Below are 19226 nucleotides of genomic sequence, written 5' to 3'. Positions count from 1 at the left end.
AACCGCTTATATTCCCCAATTCTCTTTTTCAGCCTTGGACCATAGGGTTGGAAAAAATTTACGCTGCTGGTATTTTGGATGAAGGTATTTGGCCCAATCAGAACCACCAGTAGCTTCTTTCTGTTCTCCTTTCTTACTTAAGTAGTGCTTGGCTGTATTTAGGTGGGTCATTGGCCAATTTATATTGTACAGCTCATCAAAAGATCTAAGTGTTTCTTTAAGGTCTTCAGAAATAGGGGAAAAGGTTAAAATCTTATCCGCGATGGTATTTCCTTCAACTTTTTTTGCCAATCCTTTAAACTTGTCCAAATATCTCTTTTCAAATTCAATAAGTGTTAAGCTCTTTTCTCCTGTTTTACGATTATACCCGGCATCTTTCCAATATAAGTTTTCAAAATAATCTGTTACAGTAGGATTGTCGGGCAATCTCTTTTTGCCAGAGGTGTTTATTAAGTTTTTAAGAGGGGTACAATGAAGTTCAAGATATCTGAACTGTGCGCTTTGAAACCCACTGGCTGGAGTTAAGGTTGTTCTGAACGTATTATAATCATCGTAATTCATACCATCTTTCATAATGGAGAAGGAAGTGATCAGCATTTTAGTATACCGATTCATTCTACTTACTTTGGTTTGTATGAATTCTTCAGTAATGTTTTCTTCTTCTACGATTTGTTCCGCTTCATGCACCATCATTTTTAACGTGAGTTCAGTAATCTGATGGTACATGATGAAGATAGATTCATCTTTAAAATAAGTCCGCGGCTTTTGGAGTGATAGCAAAGTGTCAACCTCAATATAATCCCAATAATTAATAGGTTTGGCCTGTAAAAGTCCTTCCAAATAGGTTTCGTGATTTTCTCCTAAATCTTCGTATTTTTTTTGAAGTTTTTTATTGATGTCGGACATAATTGAGGGCAATGCTATTGCAATTTAAAATGTTGGTATGGGTTGACAATAATCTAAACAATAGATTGTAAAGATTCATTATTGGGTAAAAGTATTATAATTTAGTCAATGGCTCTTCCAAGACTTCATACAATCTTCTTATTTTTGAACTTTAGGAAGTTAATTTTTACGTTATTTCCAATTCATAACGCGTTACAACTCAAATGTCAGAATACTACAACTATATAAAAGCATTGCATCTCATTTTTGTTGTTACCTGGTTTGCGGGCTTGTTTTATATTCCGAGACTTTTCATTTATCATATTGAAGCATCGGAAAAATCATCTCCAGAGAAAGAAATTTTAACGACTCAACTAAAATTGATGACCAAAAGGCTATGGAACATAATTACTTGGCCCTCAGCAATTTTGTGTACGATTTTTGCCATTTGGTTATTGGTGTTAATGCCTGGTTTTTTAAAAATGCCTTGGATGCTTATAAAGTTAGGATTTGTGCTTTTACTTTTCATATACCATCTAAAGTGTCATCAGATTTATAAGCAATTGCAGCGAGATGAGATTAAGTACACATCGCGGTTTATGAGGATTTGGAATGAGGGTGCTACTTTGATTTTGTTCGCCGTTGTTTTCCTTGTAATACTCAAAGGCACGTTCAATTGGATTTTCGGTGTTATCGGCATTGTCGTTTTGGGTGTTTTGTTGATGTTGGGAATAAGATTGTACAGGCGAACCCAACAAAAGAATCCAAATGCATAGGCAATCTTCTTGGCTTGATATTTGCTATCTTTAAACTTCAAATTCCATAAAATTGTTCAATAAGCTTGCCCTTAGGTCACGAATAATAATCAGCATGGTTATGCTAGTGCTGATATCTTCGATATTAATTTCAGGAGTGGCCATCTATCAATCTCGAGAGCAATTGAGGGACTATCATTCCAATCGGTTGGACCGTAAAGAGGAACAAGTTCGACAAAGTGTTGCTTATACATTGAAAAGAACAACATATCCGCAGACGACAGAGAATTTAGGATTGATTTTCCAGTATGATATTTATCAGATTTCAGATGTACTTTCTACTCCGTTCAATATTTATGACCTTGAAGGGCAATTAATAAAAAGTTCCAAACCAAGATTTGAATTTGACGCAAACTCAAACTGTCTGGATGCTGAAGTACTTAATAATCTAGGGTCTAGTGTATCTCGACGCTATGTAGAAAGGAATTCAGCCGCTGGTGACAGGTACCAGGCTGCGTATACCTACATAAATGACAGTAAGTTTAAACCTATAGGAATATTGAATTTACCTTATTACGAAGATTCTACCTTCAATGATATGGAATTAAAGGAATTCCTGGTTCGATTAGGGATGGCATTTTTCTTGATCCTACTAATAGGGATTGGGCTTGCGTATTTTATATCTAGATATATTACTCGTTCCTTACAGACGGTTTCCGATATGATGTTCAAAACGGACCTAACAAAACGCAACAAAAAGATATTTATTGAAGATTCGGGTTCTGAGATCGGGAAGTTGGTTACTTCGTATAATGCGATGATTGACGAGTTGGAGCAAAGCGCAGTAAAATTGGCGCGAAGCGAAAGGGAGCAGGCTTGGCGGGAAATGGCAAAACAAGTAGCTCATGAAATTAAGAACCCATTAACCCCTATGCGATTGAGCGTACAGAGTTTTGAACGTAAGTTCAATGCTGCTGACCCAAATATAGAATCAAAGGTCGCAGAATATTCCAAGACCCTAATACAACAAATAGATACGATGAGCAGCATTGCCTCTGCCTTTTCGAATTTCGCTAAAATGCCTGCACAGCAGAATGAAACCTTAAATGTGGTTAGCATAGTTAAACTGGCACTGGACATATTCAATGAACCTTACATCCACTTTATTTCAAATGAAGAGGAAATTATTGCAAAATTAGATAGAACACAACTCATAAGGGTAATAACGAATTTGGTGAAGAATGCCACCCAAGCAGTACCTGAAGTAGAGTCGCCTAGAATTTTAGTTTCAGTATCATCAGAGGGTGACAATGTGAAGATATCAGTGGCTGACAATGGTGTAGGAATTGATGATGAGCATACAGATAAGATTTTTGAGCCAAAGTTCACTACCAAATCCAGTGGAATGGGACTGGGGCTTGGTATGGTAAAGAACATTGTTGAAACTTATAATGGCAGTATTGATTACACTTCCCAGCCAGGAAAAGGAACGGTATTTACCGTGGTTTTTCCAAAAGAGCAAATGTCCAAAAACTAGTATAAAATTAATCTTATGAAATATCAGAACATTTTGGTCGAGAAAGATGCAGCTATTGCAACTATCACCATAAATCGCCCAACCAAACTTAATGCACTCAATCGAGTTACTATTAAAGAATTAAACCAGGCTTTTTCGAAATTGGAAAAAGACAAAAATATTCTGGCCATAATTCTTACTGGTAGTAGTGAAAAAGCTTTTGTTGCCGGCGCCGATATTTCGGAGTTTGCCGATTTCTCGGTCAAAGAAGGAAAAAAATTAGCTGCCAAAGGGCAAGAGATATTGTTTGACTTTGTTGAAAATTTATCCACCCCAGTTATTGCAGCAATAAATGGATTTGCCCTTGGCGGGGGATTGGAGTTGGCAATGGCTTGCCACTTTAGGGTTGCAAGTGATAATGCCAAAATGGGCTTACCAGAAGTTTCATTAGGCGTCATTCCCGGTTATGGCGGCACCCAACGTTTACCCCAATTAGTTGGTAAGGGCAGAGCAATGGAAATGATTATGACAGCCAATATGATCGATGCGCAAAGAGCGTTGGACTATGGTCTTGTTAACCACGTAGTTTCTCAAAATGGGTTGTTGGAATTTTGCCAAAAATTAGCTGGTAAGATATCGAATAATTCGTCTGTTGCCATTGGCTATGCAATAAAAGCAATAAATGGATGTTTTAACAATAGTGTTAACGGATTTTCTACCGAGATTAATGCTTTTGGAAAGTGCTTTGGAACGGCCGATTTTAAGGAAGGAACCACAGCATTTATGGAAAAAAGAAAAGCACATTTCCCGGGTAAATAAGTATCTTAAAAATTCTACCTATGAAGCTACGAAGAAGCATGTCCCTACTTCTTTTTCTTGTGGTATCTTTTACATTGACTGCACAAGATATTCCTCTTGATTTTTCTATTGGAGAAAGATATAACGACAGGTATAAATACTCAAATCTTTTGAGCATTTCTGAAGATGGAACTGGCGGAACTTTTCTTGTAAGGTCCTATTACACGGGTGTTATATTACGACCAAAAGGATATTTCATTGAACATTATGATGCAAATATGCAATTGGTAAATGAGTATAATTACAAACTCAAAAACGCTAATTTAGTTGATGGCTATGTCGCCAACGGGCAAATTTATCTTATCTTTTTAGATTATGACTATGAGGCTTTGACCTATGAATATTCTGTACATAGGAGTCCGCTTTCAGGAATGAGTTTTACTAGAGAATCACTGTTGACCATTCAGTCAAAAGAGGTTTCCAATCCATTGGATAAAAATTACTATAACAGAAATTTTTCATCTGGCTTTACAACTTCCGTGCTCTTTAATGATAAAAAGAATGCTTTCGTTATCAGCACCCATTTCAAGAAAGGAAAAAAGAACAAACATTTTATATATCTATTTAATTCAAGCTTGAAAAAGGTAGTTGAACACGATTTTTCTGCAGAGGTTGAAGAGAAAAACTACGCTTTTGAGAATGTAGCATTTTCTAAGGACCTTACCGAGGCATATATTGTCGGCAAGGCTTATTTTAAAAAGAAAAGGTTTCAAGCCCTTGAACGCAAATTTCAATATGAGTTAATAAAGGTCTCCAAAAGTGGTGCTCAAATTCAGAACTTTGATGGCCCTGGAAAGTTTTCGGAGGCTTTGATTCCTATTGTAAGCGGAGATGATCTGTTATGTGTTGGGTTTTATGCAAATAGAAAGGACAATCGATATAATGGGCTTGCTTATTTTAATCTAGATCCTAAATCACTTGTTCTAAAATCTAAAAAATACAGTCCTTTCTCGGAGCAGTTCATGATGGATAAATTTGGTCGTGAGGAAGATAAGGTGATTAAAAACTTGGTGTTTAAAAATGTTGATGTTGCCAACGACGGCACAATACATTTTAATGCCGAGGAGTATTTTGTAACATCAAGCGTACAGGCAAATTCGAGTGGTGGCAGACTTAAGGTCACAAGATATCACCATAATGATATTGTTAGCGCAAAACTCAGTGCTACCGGAGATATGGTCTGGGCAAGAAATATCAATAAAGCGGAAGTAACACAGGGCGATGGGGCATATGCTTCGTATAGCTCATATACAAAGGACGGGAGCACCTATTTCTTTATAAGCACTGCGGCTGAAAATCCGCAACTATTAACGGGTGACCGCCTGCTATTTAAGCAAGGACTAAGTAGAAATAGAAATGTATTCGTCATTAAACTTGATGATAAGGGACACTTGAGCTACAAAAAATTGATTGATGACAAGGATGCCCGTTTACCCCTAATGGTTTCGATACCATTGATAAATACCCTTGAAAACCAAATTGTATTTTATGCCAAAAGAGGAAGCAAAAAGCAATTGGTAAAAGTTACTCTAGATTAATAAAATAATTATTCATGAATAGGAAATAATCCATAAATTTGGAATAAATCCTATTTTGAAAAAGAAAATGGATACAAAGGGCAGGGGTGCCCAGCAATTTGTTTCAAATAAATTCTTTGAATTTAAGCATGAATTACGAGATGATTTTCTTGAATTCTGTCGTATTGAAGGCGAAGCTTCCCATCGTTTAAAGACCAATTATCTTCCTATTTTTCCTAAAACCGTTGTCAATAAAGTTACAAGTATTGACGTGGGTATGAAATATTCCTTAAATCCGTATCAAGGCTGTGAACACGGTTGTATTTATTGTTATGCTAGAAATACACATGAATTCTGGGGATATGGGGCTGGATTGGATTTTGAACAACAGATTTTAGTGAAGAGAGATGCTCCAAAATTGTTGGAGGAAAAGATTAAAAATAAAAACTGGAGGGCTGAGACCATTGTTCTTTCAGGAAATACGGATTGCTACCAGCCTGCGGAGAATAAATTCAAAATTACAAGGGAATGTCTAAGCGTGTTTTTAAAGTATCGTCATCCTGTCGGGATTATAAGCAAGAACGCTTTGATTTTACGTGATCTGGACATCTTAAAGGAATTGGCAAAAGAGCAATTAATAGCCGTCAATATATCAATCACAACCTTATCTGAAGACACGCGCAGAGTTTTGGAGCCACGAACAGCAACGATTAAAAAGCGTTTGGAAACGATTCGAGTGTTATCTGGGAATGGAATACCTGTGAATGCAATGTTGGCACCCATAATCCCAGGTATCAACAGTCATGAAATAATGGGAATGGCCAAAGCTGCTTCAGATAATGGAGCACTGTCATTTGCAGTGATGGTCGTGCGATTAAATGGGGCTATTGGCAATATTTTCACTGATTGGATTCGTAAGACCATGCCCGATAGGGCAGATAAAGTCTTGAACCTTATTAAAGCTTGTCATGGTGGTACTTTGAATGATAGTAGAATAGGAATTAGAGGTAGGGGTGAGGGTAAAGTGGCTGAACAAATACATGATTTGGCTAGATTGGCAAAACGAACATATTTTAAAGAAAGGGAGTTCCCGGCATTGAATAGAAAACTGCATGAACAGTTTAAGACAGGTCAAATGAGCTTGTTTTAAGTAATACTATGAATCACGATGATGATTAAGATTCCCCATTCCATTCTTTGTAGAATTGGTCTAGAAACCCCTGCATATATTCATGTCTATCCTGCGCCATATTTTTCCCACCAACAGTATTCATTTTTTCTTTGAGTAAAAGCAGCTTTTCGTAAAAGTGATTTATAGTGGGGGCTGCCGATTTCTTGTATTCCTCTTTCGATAAGTTTAGATTTGGTTCAATATCAGGGTTATATAACTCCCTATTTTTGAATCCACCATAATTAAATGCCCTGGCGATTCCTATCGCCCCAATAGCATCTAGTCGATCTGCATCCTGTACAATCCTAAGTTCTATTGAACTAAATTGATTTTGGTTTTCTGACAAACTATTTTTGAATGAAATATTGTTGATGATATATACAACCTGATCTATAATATCTTGGTCAACGTTGATAGAATTTAAAAAGTCTTTGGCCATTTTTGGACCTACCGTTTCATCACCGTCATAAAATTTAGCATCAGCAATGTCGTGTAATAAGGCGCCCAAGGAAACAATTAATTCATTAGATTCTTCGGTTTTGGCAATTTGTTTAGCGTTTAAAAATACCCTTTGAATGTGAAACCAATCATGACCGCCCTCAGCTCCTTGTAATGTCTTTTGAACAAAGGTTTTGGTTTGCTCAATAATGTCTTGATTTGTCATTTTGGGAGGTTAATGCCTGATACTACTTTTTCTTCTGCCAATGCAATTATTGCATCTAAATCACCGTCATTTTCTATAGGTGGGTGAACATCAAAAGTGATTCTATTTCCCAATCCATATGGGAATTTGCCATATCGGAGCATTTCCCAGGAGTTATTTATACTAATCGGTACAATTAAAGCAGAAGGAGCATTTTTCATCAAAATCTTTAATCCAGTGGGTTGGAATTTTTTTGGATGCCCATTTCTACTTCTGGTTCCTTCAGGAAAAATAACAGCACTTCTATCGTGTTTTTCAATATACTTTCCAAGTTTGGCAATTTGCATCAAAGCCTGTTTGCTATCTTTTCTATCAATTAAGACTGAACCACCGTGCCTAAGATTGTAAGAAACACTTGGGATCCCTTTACCAAGCTCGATTTTACTAACAAATTTTGGATGGTACTTACGCATGAACCAAATAATGGGCGGAATATCGTTCATGCTCTGGTGGTTCAAAACCATGATCAAAGGTCTATCGGCAGGTATCTTATGTGAGTTGTTGAATTTATATGTTGTTCCCAAGACATGGGTGCATCTAATAAGAACACAGTTTAAAGCAGCAACACTGAGTCTATGTGCATTGTAACCAAAAACGTTAAAACAAATCCATTGTATGGGGTGAAAAATGGCAAGCGCCAATCCAAACAAGAGGAAGTATAGAAAAGTAAGAGGATAGGCAATGATTTTTTGCATATTACAAAAATAAAAAACCACTCTTTTAAGAGTGGTTTTTATAAGAACTTTTTTTGAAGAATGATTAACAGAATTCGTTATATGCTTCAGTTAAATTTTCAGCAATTATTTCTGCCGGCCTTCCTTCAATATGATGCCTCTCGATCATATGAACTAATTCACCATCTTTAAAAAGTGCCATACTTGGCGAAGAAGGAGGAAAAGGAATCATTAAATCTCGAGCTGCATTAACAGCTTCAGTGTCAACGCCTGCAAAAACCGTAACGGCAAAATCAGGTTTTTTGTCATTCATTAGACTCATTTTGGCAGCAGGGCGAGCGTTGGCAGCCGCACAACCACATACCGAGTTAACCACAACAAGGGTCGTGCCCTCTTTTTTAATGGCACTCTCGACTGCTTCAGCCGTATATAATTCTTCAAACCCAGCAGAAGCCAGGTCGTCTCTCATAGGTTTTACCAATTCAGGAGGATACATATTTTGTTTTTTATCGATTTATAAAAGTTTTCAAAGATAACCAATTTGTCGTAGCTAGTGTGATTACCTTAACTTTTCGTTACCACTTGTATTGGGATGTAAAAGTATATCTTTGGCAAAAAAATTGATTTAGGGCATGATTAAATGGTTTGCAGCCTTTATTGGATTTACGATTCGCGGTTTTTCAGGAGCAATTCTGGGATTTCTCGTTGGAAGTTTTTTTGATAGCTTAAGTGGTGGAGGTAAAGGGCCAAGTACTGTTTTTGGAGATATGACAAGACAGTCTGTTACTCCGGCTGATTTTGAATTGAATTTACTCTCATTATGTTCTATTGTTATTAAGGCAGATGGTAATGTAAATCAGCGTGAAATGGATTATGTGCGGCAATACTTTGTTGCTACTTATGGAAAAGATAAAGCCAATGCTATTTTCAGGACTTTCAATGATATCAACAAAAAACGTGAGATTTCAGCACAACGAATATGCACATACCTAAATCAAAGAACAAGGTATGAGGTAAGATTACAATTATTGCACTTCTTATTTGGGATAGCCCAGGCCGATGGGTCTGTCAGTAATCCTGAAGTATCTAAAATTCGTGAGATTGCCGGGTATTTACGAGTAGCGATACGAGATTTCGAAAGTATTATGGCCATGTTCATTAAATCGGCTGATAATGCTTACAAGATTTTGGAGATAGATAAAACCGCTACAAACGATGAAATTAAGAAAGCCTATAGGACAATGGCCAAAAAATATCATCCTGATCGCGTGAATACTGAAAACGAGGCAATAAAGAAGGGAGCTGAGGAAAAGTTTAAAGAAGTACAAAAAGCCTATGAACAAATTCAAAAAGAGAGGGGTATATCATAAATTTAGTCAATAAAAAAGATGGATAGTTTTTTATTTTATATAGAATTGGGCCTAAACCATGTATTGGATTTTGCCGCTTATGATCATATTCTTTTTTTAACAGCGATGAGTGTACCTTTCACTTTTAAAAGTTGGAAAAAGGTATTGTTACTAGCGACAATATTTACTATTGCGCATTGTCTTTCTTTGGCCTTGTCGGTGTATGGTGTTTTGGTGATTGATGTTGCACTCATTGAGTTCTTGATTCCAGTGACAATTGCCTTGACCGCCATTTTCAATCTATTCTATATACGATCTGATCAAAATAGCAAGAGTATTTTACTCCATATGTTGGCAACAGCTTTTTTTGGACTGATTCACGGTTTTGGATTCAGTAATTATTTTAAAATGCTTATGGCAGAGGAAGATGAAAAGCTTTCGCCATTACTGGGTTTTGCAACTGGGATTGAATTGTCACAGGTCTTGATTGTATTGGTAGTATTATGTGTTGCTTACCTTGTGCAATCCGTTCTAAAATTTAAACAAACCTATTTTATTGCAATTTCTTCGATTTTAATTCTGCTTATTACAATACCCATGTTAATAGATACGTTCCCTAGATAGGCTTATGTTAAATTTAGCCTATTGTTTTGTTGAACCTTTTTAAAGCAGGTATATTAGTCCTTTACCATGAAAGCTGTTTTGTGATTTTATGAAGAAAACCAAACAAGAAAAATACGATAAGGCATATTTACGAATGGCTCAGGAATGGGGAAAGTTGTCCTTTTGCGAACGAAAGCAGGTGGGGGCGATTGTGGTTAAAGATAGAATGATTATTTCGGATGGATATAATGGTACGCCAACTGGTTTTGAAAACGTATGTGAGGACGAGGAAGGCTATACCAAATGGTACGTTCTTCATGCCGAAGCCAATGCTATTTCGAAAGTAGCATCGTCAACCCAATCTTGTGAAGGAGCCACGCTGTATATTACCCTTTCACCTTGCAGAGAGTGTAGTAAGCTTATTCACCAGTCTGGTATAAAACGTGTGGTTTATAAAAAGGCCTATAAAGACGGTTCTGGTTTAGAATTTTTGGAAAAGGCAGGGGTTGATTTGGTTCATATGCCCGTTATCGAAGAATCAGTTGTTGAATAGTTTTGATTTGAAGTGAAAAGAAAGCACAATTACATATTGCCAACGATTATTGCCGCAGCTCTGGCACTAGGAGTATTTGTCGGGGGGAAACTTCATTTTAATGATTCGCCGGAAAAGCTTTTTACCACAAACTCTAAAAAAGACAAACTAAATAGATTAATCGATTACATAGACTACGAATATGTAGATGAAATCGATACCGATAGTATTGTTGATGTTACTGTAAACAATATTCTTGAAAAATTGGATCCACATTCTGTTTATATCCCAAAACGGGATATGAATGAAGTTTCAGAGAATATGAAAGGGGATTTTGTTGGGATAGGTGTTAATTTTTACCCGTACAAAGATACGATTTCAGTCATAAGAACGGTTACCGACGGCCCCAGTTTCCTAAAAGGAATTTTACCAGGTGATCGTATTCTAATGGCCGGTAATGACACGCTGTTTGGCCGGAATTTAGAAAGCGAAAAGATTGTGGAAAAGCTTAAAGGTGAACGAGGGTCCAATGTTGAACTCACCGTTTATCGTAGAAGTGAGGATAAAACCTTTAAAGTAAATATAAAGAGAGATGTTGTTCCTATTAAAAGTGTTGAGGCGTACTTTATGATGACCCCAACAATGGGTTATATTAAAGTAAATCGTTTTGCCGAATCTACATTTAAGGAGTTTAAAAAAGCATTAAAGGAGCTGAGAAAGCAAGGAGCAAAGAAGCTTACTTTGGATTTAAGGGACAATCCTGGGGGCTATTTGGGAATTGCTGAGCAGATGGCCGATGAGTTTTTGGAAGATGGTAAATTAATACTGTTTACAAAAAACAAAAAAGGTAAGATTGATAATATTTATGCCACGGATAAGGGAAGTTTTGAAGATAAGCCCGTCTACGTATTGATAAATGAACGTTCAGCTTCTGCAAGTGAAATCATTGCCGGAGCACTACAAGATAACGACATAGGTACAATTGTTGGTAGAAGGTCTTTTGGAAAGGGTCTTGTGCAAAGAGAAATGGAACTGGGGGACGGTTCCGCAGTACGCTTGACAGTTTCAAGATACTATACCCCCACTGGGCGAAGTATTCAACGAAATTATGAAAAAGGGAACAAAGATTATTATAAGAAATTTACTGACAGATACCATAACGGGGAACTAGTATCGGTTGATAGTATAAAAGTGGCCGATTCGTTAAAATTTACAACCCCGAAGGGCAGAATCGTTTATGGCGGCGGCGGTATTATTCCAGATGTATTTGTGCCGATAGGCACTAATGAGGAAGAGGCGGTAGAAAGTATGGACAGCCTTGGGTTTCTATCATTCTTTGTATTTGAATATCTAGATGAAGATAGAAGTAGATTTAATGATGTTGACGAAGCAGAGTTCGTTCGAGACTTTAAGGTAGATGATATTCTTTTCGAAAAATTTGTAGATTATTCGGTAGCTCGAGGATTAAAAATGAGTTTCTACGATTTTGAAGATCAAATAAAGCTGTATTTAAAGGCGGCTTTGGCAGAACAACTTTTTGGGGCCAACATCCACGCAAAAATCAAGGGTTCAGCGGACGCAATGCTGAAAAAGGTTTTAGATTTAGATAGACCGATGATAAAACAGGCCGAAGCTGATAAAATAGAAGCGATAAATTAATCCTGATCTATTTTCTTTTGAATATTCTTTGAGACCATAAAAATCAACAACAAGACTATCGCGCACAAAGCAGCCAAAATACCTATAAGGGCAATGAAGCTATTTCCTTCAAAAGGGTTGTTGAAATCTACTAAGGTTACATTGTAGGCGATAAGTAATATGGCCAGAACAATCAATATAAGAATAAAGGTTTTATTCATTGGTAATCTGTCTATTTGAATAACACATTAATATTTGCAGCAAATAATTTAACCGCGATGGCAAGAAGAATCACACCGAATATTTTTTCTATGATACTGATGCCGTTCTTACCTAGTACCTTTTCTATTTTACTTGAGGATTTTAGAACTATATATACAAAGATAATGTTTATCAATATTGCAACAATAATGTTTTCTACCTGAAATTCAGCCCTTAAAGATAAAATAGAAGTCATGGTCCCAGCACCAGCGATCAATGGGAAAGCAATTGGTACGATTGAGGCACTTTCGGGAGCGTCATTTTTATAAAGTGTAATGCCCAAGATCATTTCTATGGCAAGAAAAAATAAAATAAAAGATCCCGCGACAGCGAATGAATAAACATCGATTCCTATCAACTTCAAGATTTCTTCTCCAATAAAGAGAAAGGCGATCATTATAATTGCCGCTACAACCGAAGCTTTTTCAGATTGAACATGCCCGACCTTTTTTCTTAACCCAATAATTACGGGAACACTACCTATTATATCTATTACAGCAAAAAGAACCATGCTCGATGTTGCAATTTCCCTAAAGTTTAAATTTAATTCCATAGTGATAAGTTTTCAAATGGCCGACAAATCTACGTTAATCAATCTGTATTTGGATCTCGGAAGTAATAAATCATCCGAACATTTAAGAAGTTAGATCTATCTTTGACCAAAAAATAGCATATAATGTTCCAACTGGGAAAGACGATTGTATCTGAGGAAATTATAGATAACGATTTTGTATGTAACCTTAGTGCTTGCAAAGGCGCATGTTGTGTTGATGGAAATGCCGGTGCTCCGCTGGAGGATAAAGAAACAGAAATCCTTGTCGACATATATAAAGATGTAAAACCCTTTCTTCGCGATGAGGGTATTGCTGCAATTGAGGAGCAGGGAGCATTTGTGAAAGGTGACGATGGTGAATGGGAAACCACTTTGATCAATAATAGTGAATGTGCTTATGTGATTTATAGTGATGACAATACGGCCAAATGTGGTATCGAGGAAGCTTATAATCAAGGGGCCGTATCTTGGAAAAAGCCTGTCTCTTGTCATTTGTACCCAGTAAGGGTAAGGGAGTATTCAGAACTTACAGCGGTGAATTACCACAAATGGCAAATTTGTGATTCAGCCTGTTCGTTAGGTAAAGAACTCAAGGTTCCAGTGTTTAAATTTGTAAAAGAGGCTTTGATTAGAAAGTTTGGTGAAGATTGGTACAAAGAATTGGAGAAAGTTGCCGCAGAATATGCTAAACTGTAGGTATGTGTAGGACTACCCTGGTGCCTGTAGCGTTACTTTCTTTGTCAAATAAATCAATTATGGTCACATCAAAGGTGTTTTGGTAATCCCTTGCAAAATTTGCAAGTCGCTCTTTAGTGATTTCAATGCCGACAGATTTACGTTTTAAGACTTTACTTTCTTTAATGATTTCTGCTGCATCTCTTCCAACGCCATTATCTGTTATGCTTATGTCAATAAAGTTATTACTTCCTCTGCTTACGTGCAGATCTATATTTTTTTCACCTTCTTTCGGAGAAAGACCATGCCATAAAGCATTTTCTAAGAAAGGTTGAAGTATAAGAGATGGTATTTTTATGGTATGTACATCAATATCTTCATCAATGGCAATGGTGAAATTAATCTCATTGGAGAACCGAATGTTTTCTATATTCATATACAACTCAACCGTTTCCAACTCCTCGGCCAAAGGAATTTCTTTCATTGAAGATGCTTCTAATATTTTTCGAATCAATTTGGAAAATTTGTTCAAATAATGAACTGCGTTCTTTTTTTCATTGTTTATGATGTAAAGCTTAATGGAATTCAAAGAATTGAACAAAAAATGTGGGTTCATTTGACTGCGAAGCATCGATTGTTCAAGAGTTAGTAGTTTTTTATCATTCTTTAACTGGTATTGTCTGTAAAGAATATAGAATATTCCCGCTAACAGCAGTAACCCAAATCCGCCAATTAAAAGGGAGGTTTTGTTTTTACGTAGTTTTATTTTCGCAATCTCATAATCCTTTGCAAGAACCTCGATTTCTTCATTCTTTTTTTCTGTTTTATATCTACTTATAACATCATTTACATACCTCAGATTTCTCTCATTAACAATTTCTTCATTGAATTCTTTGGCCATTTTGTAATATTCCATAGCCTCTTTATACTGGCCCCGATTTTCTGAGAGACCCGACAAATGTGAATTTGCCATTGATATGTTCATGGGAAAATTATATTGCTTTGCCAAAGAAAGACCGGTCTTAAGATTGTCTTCTGCCTTTACGAGTTTTTTTTGCTTTAAATAAGCTGCTCCCAAGTTTATATGAATTCCAGATGTTATGTGCTTATCTCCGATTTCTTTTGACGCCAATAGGGCGGGTTCAAGTATGTCAATAGCCTCATCCAATCTGTCTTGAAGTATATATACATTGGCAACACTGTTTTTACAAATGACCTTGCCTTTTTCATTGTTAATGTCTTCATTAATCGCAAGCGAAGTTCTGTAACCTTCTAAGGCCTTGTCAAGATCACCTTGAAGTTCGTAACATTCCCCAATATTTTGATGATTGATGGCAAGCCCCCATTTGTTGCCCAAATCCGCTTCAAGTTCAAGTGATCTCTGAAATTGCTCAATGGCAAAATCGTATTGCCCTAGGATTTGATATATATTTCCCAGTCCGTTTAAAGAAACATTGATGCTTCTCTTTAACCCTTTTGAAGGGTTTTTTACGGTTTCGGCCAGTTCAAGAGCCTCCTGAGTATAGTCCAAGGCAGAATTTATAGCATCTTTTCTCCGATAAATAACACCTAGCATATTAAGGCTGTAAACCCTGAATTCTAAGTTTTCACCTGTAGTTGCCGCCTCTAATGCATTTTGGTGCAAATTTATGGCCGTTGTAAATTGTGAAATATCGCGATACCTTCGACCAAGTTGGTTCAGGGCATAAGCTTGGCCACTGTAATACTTTTTTTCACCGGCTATATCTGAAAAATACCTCATCAAAGTGGTATCTTTCCTTGAAGGTCTTAAGACCACATCAAGTTCAGCGTAAGTCGTGGGACCTGAATTTATTAGACTATCAGAAATTCTTTTAAAATCATCCGGGATATTTTGACTACTCCCAACGCAAAAACAAAGGACTGCGAAAAAGAAAAAACCATATTTACATTTACCCATGAAACGTAATCTAAAAATTATATTGTGGAAGTTTTGGGTGAACATTTATGATTATATCATATCTAAGAAATCTGATTTCTTTTGTCTTGATACTGGTATTTTATGATTAGAACTGAGTACTACATAACCATCTGTTTTTAAAAACTCCTTGATTTTATGTAGATTGATAATATATGAATTATGAATTCTAAAAAAGGAATCATCTGGTAAAAGATCGTTGACTTCCTTTAACTTTTTGGTCAAGACAATTTTATTGCCATCCGTAAGATAAATGGTGCTATAATTACCATCGGATTCGGCATATAAGATTTCATCACTTTCTAAGAAAAGTAATTTGCCATCAGTATTGAAAGTGATTTTTTTATTGTGGGTATTTGAATTAAAATTCAAAAGGATTTTCTCTAATCTTTCCGAAGTATAGTTTCTAGAATTATATTTCTTTATTTTGACAATAGTTTCTTTCAAATCATCAGTGTCTATTGGCTTTAGCAAATAATCAATTGCCTCATTCTTAAGGGCCTTGATGGCATATTGATTATAGGCGGTCGTAATGACAACGGGGAAATTTTTGTTTGTCAATTTTTGTATAAACTGAAAACCATCCATTGTCGGCATTTCTATGTCCAAAAAAAGGCAATCTGGAGTGTTTTTTTCGAGATATTCCAAAGCTTCGAAAGGGTTTGTAAATGACGCGTTGACCTTGATTTCATTACTAAAATTGGTCAATTCCCAAGAAAGGCTTTGGAGGGCTTTTACCTCATCATCAACAATTACCGCTTCTAACATATTAAATAGTAGTATAGTAAGTTACTCAAATTTAGAATTAAGTTCGGAGTATTCAAGGGAATTTGTGTCAATGGAAGTATTTTAAGTATGATCGGTCTTATTCATATGAAAGACAGTTAGAATCATTTGGCTCTGCTCAAAATAAGGTAAAATCTTACAATATGCTAGCGCAATGTCACTCGTCAAAATATGAATTTGCCGATTATACACGTTTTATCACCATTTATACATAAGGCGAATGGTAATAAAACGGCATAGGATAAATTAGAGGAATTAAATTATGTTTTTGTTTCCCCCACATATTGTTGGAATAAAAAACAAGCTCATGAAAAAATGTATATTAATGTTTACTTTATTGGTTCTTGCCCTAGTGGTTGCAGTTTTGTTGGAAAATGATTCCGAAATTGTATCTGATAAGGGATTGCTATTAAGCGAGAACAGTATTGAAAACATTTCATTGGACAAATAAAAGTTTGATTAGAACCATTATTGAATTTAATTTAAACACTGACCATGTATCAATATATCTTCAAGTCCATTAAAATTGGTTTTTGGTTTTTGGCTCCTTTGCTGCTCATCTTAGATACTAGTATAGAAAAAGTTGAGGTTCCTAATGATTTTGATGGCTTTTATCATTTAAAAACCAGTGGGGTGGTAGAACAATCTTTGCAAGGCAAGGCCTTCTTTGAAACTACTCCTGGGTTTGATAGCGATGATTCCCCTTATTCTTCTTTAGCGTTGAAATTCAAAAGCAACAAACAAGAAAAAGCGCATATAATAGAGCTTATTATTTCAAAAAAAGGTCAACCTCAAGAATTGGGTGTTGGACAGTATGAGGTATCAAATAGTATTGAAGGATTGCTAAACGGTTTTGATGGTGTTTTTGGCTATGCAAATATTAAAATGACTGGGGAAAAACCTTTTTTTACAACAAAAGGAAAAGTGGTCATTACTCGAAAGAGCAAGATAGATTTAAAAGGGTACGTTAGTGTTGTCCTTATGTGTAATAAGGGCAAAAAATTATTTATTAAAGGGGATTTTCATGCGGTTAAACATGATTAGTGCTATGTAAGTTACTGAAACATAGGTTGTTTATGTGGTTTTATTTGTATTTATAACGCTCCTTAAATAAAAAACTAAATCTGTATCTAGAATATAGGTTTATTGAAATTACTGCCAATCAAAAAGGTACGGCTCAAGGGACATGTAAAGAAAAAGAACATGTAACTGTTCAAAGAACAGCCTGTCTGATGAAAAGCTACATATTGGCACCTAAGTTAATTCGTTAACTGAAGTGTGGCTCGATTATAGGTTTCGGGGGAACTACCTGGATCAGCGCAAAATGTGGTCAAATTGATTTTGATTTATCGGGGAGCCGTACAGTTTGGCAGTATTATTACTTCAAGCTTCTTCAAAAAGAATTTTCAATGTATTACCTTGATATTAAACCAAATAGTATAACGTTATATACTTTTTGGTTTATTTTGTTCGTTCGCTTTTTTATCCAAAATATTAATTTTGAGAAAGGCAATAAACATAGTGAGTGAACCTACATTTCAACATTTTCTGTTAAAAACTTTGTGGTTGAATTCAATATTCTACCCCTAGAAATCGGGCACTATTTTTCATCTTTGTTAGTCCCAACAGTAAGGTAATTATCATCTTACATAGCTAACTTTTAAATAAACAGAAATATGTCCACAGCCGTAGAGCCCATTTTACAGGAGAACAAAGACCGCTTTGTTATCTTTCCAATACAACATCATGATTTATGGGAATGGTATAAAAAACAAGAAGCCTGTATCTGGACTGCGGAGGAAATAGATCTTCACCAAGATCTTACTGACTGGAATACTAAACTTAATGATGATGAGAAATACTTCATCAAACATATATTGGCCTTTTTTGCTGCATCCGATGGTATTGTAAATGAAAATTTAGCTGAAAACTTTGTGAATGAAGTTCAATATTCTGAAGCAAAATTTTTCTATGGATTTCAAATAATGATGGAGAACATCCACTCGGAGACTTATTCTTTGTTGATTGACACGTATGTTAAAGATGATAAGGAAAAAGATATTCTTTTTAAAGCGATAGAGAACTTTCCTGCTATTAAGAAAAAAGCCGATTGGGCATTGAAATGGATAGAATCTCCAAGTTTTGCGGAAAGATTAATTGCTTTTGCTGCGGTGGAGGGTATTTTCTTCTCAGGATCGTTTTGCTCTATTTTTTGGTTAAAGAAAAGAGGGCTAATGCCAGGATTAACTTTCTCGAATGAACTTATTTCAAGGGATGAAGGTATGCACTGTGATTATGCCGTGCATCTACACAAGAATCATATTGTAAATAAAGTAACAAAAGAGCGTATTACTGATATAATAGTCGATGCACTGAACATTGAACGTGAATTCATCACAGAATCCTTGCCAGTGAGTTTAATTGGAATGAATTCAAAACTTATGACTCAATATCTCGAGTTTGTTACTGACAGATTGTTGGTAGAGCTTGAGTGTGACAAAGTATATAATTCAAGTAACCCATTTGATTTTATGGATATGATTTCCCTTCAAGGAAAAACAAATTTCTTTGAAAAAAGAGTATCAGAATATCAAAAAGCTGGTGTCTTGAACAAGGATAAGGATGAAGATGCCCAAAAAATCAGTTTCGACGCTGATTTTTAATTTTTTCAGACCGAAGAGGATGTAAAAATCAACTTGGTTGACACCCGAATATTATTTAACCTACACCAAAATGCCTGCAAGACTGGGATGTCTTTTCGGGTAATTACTAATAGACTAACCATAGTTCACT

Annotated in this window: 21 protein-coding genes; 13 read left to right on the top strand and 8 right to left on the bottom strand. The window is 35.9% G+C overall.

From position 1 onward, the window contains the following. Nucleotides 1-6: 6 nt before the first annotated feature. Nucleotides 7-906 (bottom strand): tryptophan 2,3-dioxygenase family protein, encoded by a 900-nt coding sequence (locus FB2170_RS06340; protein WP_013305705.1) that lies wholly within the window; start codon nt 904-906, stop codon nt 7-9. Between the two features lie 203 nt (nt 907-1109). On the opposite strand from FB2170_RS06340, the gene FB2170_RS06335 reads away from it, so the two are divergent. The 5 genes from FB2170_RS06335 (at nt 1110) to FB2170_RS06315 (ending at nt 6681) form a co-directional block, all read left to right on the top strand. Continuing rightward, nucleotides 1110-1661: a CopD family protein gene (locus FB2170_RS06335; RefSeq protein ID WP_013305704.1), complete on the top strand. Its 552-nt coding sequence runs from the start codon at nt 1110-1112 to the stop codon at nt 1659-1661. A gap of 94 nt (nt 1662-1755) precedes the next feature. After that, entirely contained in the window at nt 1756-3177 is a 1422-nt protein-coding gene (locus FB2170_RS06330) for a sensor histidine kinase (protein WP_013305703.1), read from the top strand. A 15-nt stretch (nt 3178-3192) separates the two neighbouring features. Then, nucleotides 3193-3975, top strand: a complete 783-nt coding sequence (locus tag FB2170_RS06325; protein WP_013305702.1) for an enoyl-CoA hydratase/isomerase family protein — start codon at nt 3193-3195, stop codon at nt 3973-3975. A gap of 20 nt (nt 3976-3995) precedes the next feature. Then, complete coding sequence (locus FB2170_RS06320; RefSeq protein WP_041632696.1) at nt 3996-5552, top strand: hypothetical protein; 1557 nt, start codon at nt 3996-3998, stop codon at nt 5550-5552. 67 nt (nt 5553-5619) lie between these two features. After that, entirely contained in the window at nt 5620-6681 is a 1062-nt protein-coding gene (locus tag FB2170_RS06315; RefSeq protein WP_013305700.1) for a PA0069 family radical SAM protein, read from the top strand. A 25-nt stretch (nt 6682-6706) separates the two neighbouring features. Here FB2170_RS06315 and FB2170_RS06310 read toward each other — a convergent pair whose 3' ends face one another. The 3 genes from FB2170_RS06310 to FB2170_RS06300 form a co-directional block, all read right to left on the bottom strand. After that, nucleotides 6707-7366 (bottom strand): HD domain-containing protein, encoded by a 660-nt coding sequence (locus tag FB2170_RS06310; RefSeq protein WP_013305699.1) that lies wholly within the window; start codon nt 7364-7366, stop codon nt 6707-6709. After that, nucleotides 7363-8100 (bottom strand): lysophospholipid acyltransferase family protein, encoded by a 738-nt coding sequence (locus FB2170_RS06305; protein WP_013305698.1) that lies wholly within the window; start codon nt 8098-8100, stop codon nt 7363-7365. Before FB2170_RS06305 ends, FB2170_RS06310 begins: the two co-directional genes overlap by 4 nt. Nucleotides 8101-8164: 64 nt before the next feature. Beyond that, entirely contained in the window at nt 8165-8575 is a 411-nt protein-coding gene (locus FB2170_RS06300) for a BrxA/BrxB family bacilliredoxin (RefSeq protein ID WP_013305697.1), read from the bottom strand. A 136-nt stretch (nt 8576-8711) separates the two neighbouring features. On the opposite strand from FB2170_RS06300, the gene FB2170_RS06295 reads away from it, so the two are divergent. The 4 genes from FB2170_RS06295 (at nt 8712) to FB2170_RS06280 (ending at nt 12222) form a co-directional block, all read left to right on the top strand. Then, a complete protein-coding gene (locus FB2170_RS06295; protein ID WP_013305696.1) occupies nt 8712-9449 on the top strand; it encodes a TerB family tellurite resistance protein in 738 nt (245 codons plus the stop codon). Between the two features lie 18 nt (nt 9450-9467). After that, nucleotides 9468-10052, top strand: coding sequence for a HupE/UreJ family protein (locus tag FB2170_RS06290; protein WP_013305695.1), 585 nt, complete (start codon nt 9468-9470; stop codon nt 10050-10052). An 88-nt stretch (nt 10053-10140) separates the two neighbouring features. Next, nucleotides 10141-10584: a deoxycytidylate deaminase gene (locus tag FB2170_RS06285; protein ID WP_013305694.1), complete on the top strand. Its 444-nt coding sequence runs from the start codon at nt 10141-10143 to the stop codon at nt 10582-10584. Between the two features lie 12 nt (nt 10585-10596). Beyond that, nucleotides 10597-12222 (top strand): S41 family peptidase, encoded by a 1626-nt coding sequence (locus FB2170_RS06280; protein WP_013305693.1) that lies wholly within the window; start codon nt 10597-10599, stop codon nt 12220-12222. On the opposite strand, the gene FB2170_RS06275 is transcribed toward FB2170_RS06280, so the two are convergent. Next, nucleotides 12219-12422 (bottom strand): DUF1003 domain-containing protein, encoded by a 204-nt coding sequence (locus tag FB2170_RS06275; RefSeq protein WP_013305692.1) that lies wholly within the window; start codon nt 12420-12422, stop codon nt 12219-12221. The genes FB2170_RS06280 and FB2170_RS06275 overlap by 4 nt on opposite strands. Before the next feature lie 11 nt (nt 12423-12433). Further along, nucleotides 12434-13015: a MarC family protein gene (locus FB2170_RS06270; RefSeq protein WP_013305691.1), complete on the bottom strand. Its 582-nt coding sequence runs from the start codon at nt 13013-13015 to the stop codon at nt 12434-12436. Between the two features lie 123 nt (nt 13016-13138). Between FB2170_RS06270 and FB2170_RS06265 the strand changes: the two genes are divergently transcribed. Then, nucleotides 13139-13711 (top strand): DUF3109 family protein, encoded by a 573-nt coding sequence (locus FB2170_RS06265; protein ID WP_013305690.1) that lies wholly within the window; start codon nt 13139-13141, stop codon nt 13709-13711. On the opposite strand, the gene FB2170_RS06260 is transcribed toward FB2170_RS06265, so the two are convergent. Continuing rightward, nucleotides 13701-15629 (bottom strand): tetratricopeptide repeat protein, encoded by a 1929-nt coding sequence (locus FB2170_RS06260; RefSeq protein ID WP_013305689.1) that lies wholly within the window; start codon nt 15627-15629, stop codon nt 13701-13703. The two genes, FB2170_RS06265 and FB2170_RS06260, sit on opposite strands and share 11 nt — an antisense overlap. Before the next feature lie 51 nt (nt 15630-15680). Further along, on the bottom strand, nt 15681-16415 hold the full coding sequence (locus FB2170_RS06255; protein ID WP_013305688.1) for a LytR/AlgR family response regulator transcription factor: 735 nt from the start codon (nt 16413-16415) through the stop codon (nt 15681-15683). 325 nt (nt 16416-16740) lie between these two features. Here FB2170_RS06255 and FB2170_RS17340 point away from each other — a divergent pair, with 325 nt between their 5' ends. From FB2170_RS17340 to FB2170_RS06240, 3 genes are all read left to right on the top strand, one after another. Then, nucleotides 16741-16884: a hypothetical protein gene (locus FB2170_RS17340; protein ID WP_158306085.1), complete on the top strand. Its 144-nt coding sequence runs from the start codon at nt 16741-16743 to the stop codon at nt 16882-16884. Nucleotides 16885-16928: 44 nt separating this feature from the next. Next, nucleotides 16929-17477, top strand: a complete 549-nt coding sequence (locus FB2170_RS06245) for a hypothetical protein (RefSeq protein ID WP_013305686.1) — start codon at nt 16929-16931, stop codon at nt 17475-17477. Between the two features lie 632 nt (nt 17478-18109). Continuing rightward, on the top strand, nt 18110-19096 hold the full coding sequence (locus FB2170_RS06240; RefSeq protein ID WP_013305685.1) for a ribonucleotide-diphosphate reductase subunit beta: 987 nt from the start codon (nt 18110-18112) through the stop codon (nt 19094-19096). The last annotated feature ends 130 nt before the right edge of the window (nt 19097-19226 follow it).

Origin of the sequence: Maribacter sp. HTCC2170, from assembly GCF_000153165.2 — a bacterium.
Lineage (GTDB): Bacteria > Bacteroidota > Bacteroidia > Flavobacteriales > Flavobacteriaceae > Maribacter_A.
Note: the sequence above shows the minus strand (reverse complement) of the source record. Positions and strands in the feature narration are given on the sequence as shown.

What these genes read in the sequence shown, in the direction of transcription:
- FB2170_RS06290 (WP_013305695.1), top strand. Translation starts at nt 9,468, where the DNA reads ATGGATAGTTTTTTATTTTATATAGAATTGGGCCTAAACCATGTATTG.
- FB2170_RS06285 (WP_013305694.1), top strand. Translation starts at nt 10,141, where the DNA reads ATGAAGAAAACCAAACAAGAAAAATACGATAAGGCATATTTACGAATG.
- FB2170_RS06315 (WP_013305700.1), top strand. Translation starts at nt 5,620, where the DNA reads ATGGATACAAAGGGCAGGGGTGCCCAGCAATTTGTTTCAAATAAATTC.
- FB2170_RS06245 (WP_013305686.1), top strand. Translation starts at nt 16,929, where the DNA reads ATGTATCAATATATCTTCAAGTCCATTAAAATTGGTTTTTGGTTTTTG.
- FB2170_RS06295 (WP_013305696.1), top strand. Translation starts at nt 8,712, where the DNA reads ATGATTAAATGGTTTGCAGCCTTTATTGGATTTACGATTCGCGGTTTT.
- FB2170_RS06255 (WP_013305688.1), bottom strand. Translation starts at nt 16,415, where the DNA reads ATGTTAGAAGCGGTAATTGTTGATGATGAGGTAAAAGCCCTCCAAAGC.
- FB2170_RS06325 (WP_013305702.1), top strand. Translation starts at nt 3,193, where the DNA reads ATGAAATATCAGAACATTTTGGTCGAGAAAGATGCAGCTATTGCAACT.
- FB2170_RS06300 (WP_013305697.1), bottom strand. Translation starts at nt 8,575, where the DNA reads ATGTATCCTCCTGAATTGGTAAAACCTATGAGAGACGACCTGGCTTCT.
- FB2170_RS06330 (WP_013305703.1), top strand. Translation starts at nt 1,756, where the DNA reads ATGGTTATGCTAGTGCTGATATCTTCGATATTAATTTCAGGAGTGGCC.
- FB2170_RS06275 (WP_013305692.1), bottom strand. Translation starts at nt 12,422, where the DNA reads ATGAATAAAACCTTTATTCTTATATTGATTGTTCTGGCCATATTACTT.
- FB2170_RS06310 (WP_013305699.1), bottom strand. Translation starts at nt 7,366, where the DNA reads ATGACAAATCAAGACATTATTGAGCAAACCAAAACCTTTGTTCAAAAG.
- FB2170_RS06335 (WP_013305704.1), top strand. Translation starts at nt 1,110, where the DNA reads ATGTCAGAATACTACAACTATATAAAAGCATTGCATCTCATTTTTGTT.
- FB2170_RS17340 (WP_158306085.1), top strand. Translation starts at nt 16,741, where the DNA reads ATGAAAAAATGTATATTAATGTTTACTTTATTGGTTCTTGCCCTAGTG.
- FB2170_RS06305 (WP_013305698.1), bottom strand. Translation starts at nt 8,100, where the DNA reads ATGCAAAAAATCATTGCCTATCCTCTTACTTTTCTATACTTCCTCTTG.
- FB2170_RS06270 (WP_013305691.1), bottom strand. Translation starts at nt 13,015, where the DNA reads ATGGAATTAAATTTAAACTTTAGGGAAATTGCAACATCGAGCATGGTT.
- FB2170_RS06260 (WP_013305689.1), bottom strand. Translation starts at nt 15,629, where the DNA reads ATGGGTAAATGTAAATATGGTTTTTTCTTTTTCGCAGTCCTTTGTTTT.
- FB2170_RS06265 (WP_013305690.1), top strand. Translation starts at nt 13,139, where the DNA reads ATGTTCCAACTGGGAAAGACGATTGTATCTGAGGAAATTATAGATAAC.
- FB2170_RS06340 (WP_013305705.1), bottom strand. Translation starts at nt 906, where the DNA reads ATGTCCGACATCAATAAAAAACTTCAAAAAAAATACGAAGATTTAGGA.
- FB2170_RS06320 (WP_041632696.1), top strand. Translation starts at nt 3,996, where the DNA reads ATGAAGCTACGAAGAAGCATGTCCCTACTTCTTTTTCTTGTGGTATCT.
- FB2170_RS06240 (WP_013305685.1), top strand. Translation starts at nt 18,110, where the DNA reads ATGTCCACAGCCGTAGAGCCCATTTTACAGGAGAACAAAGACCGCTTT.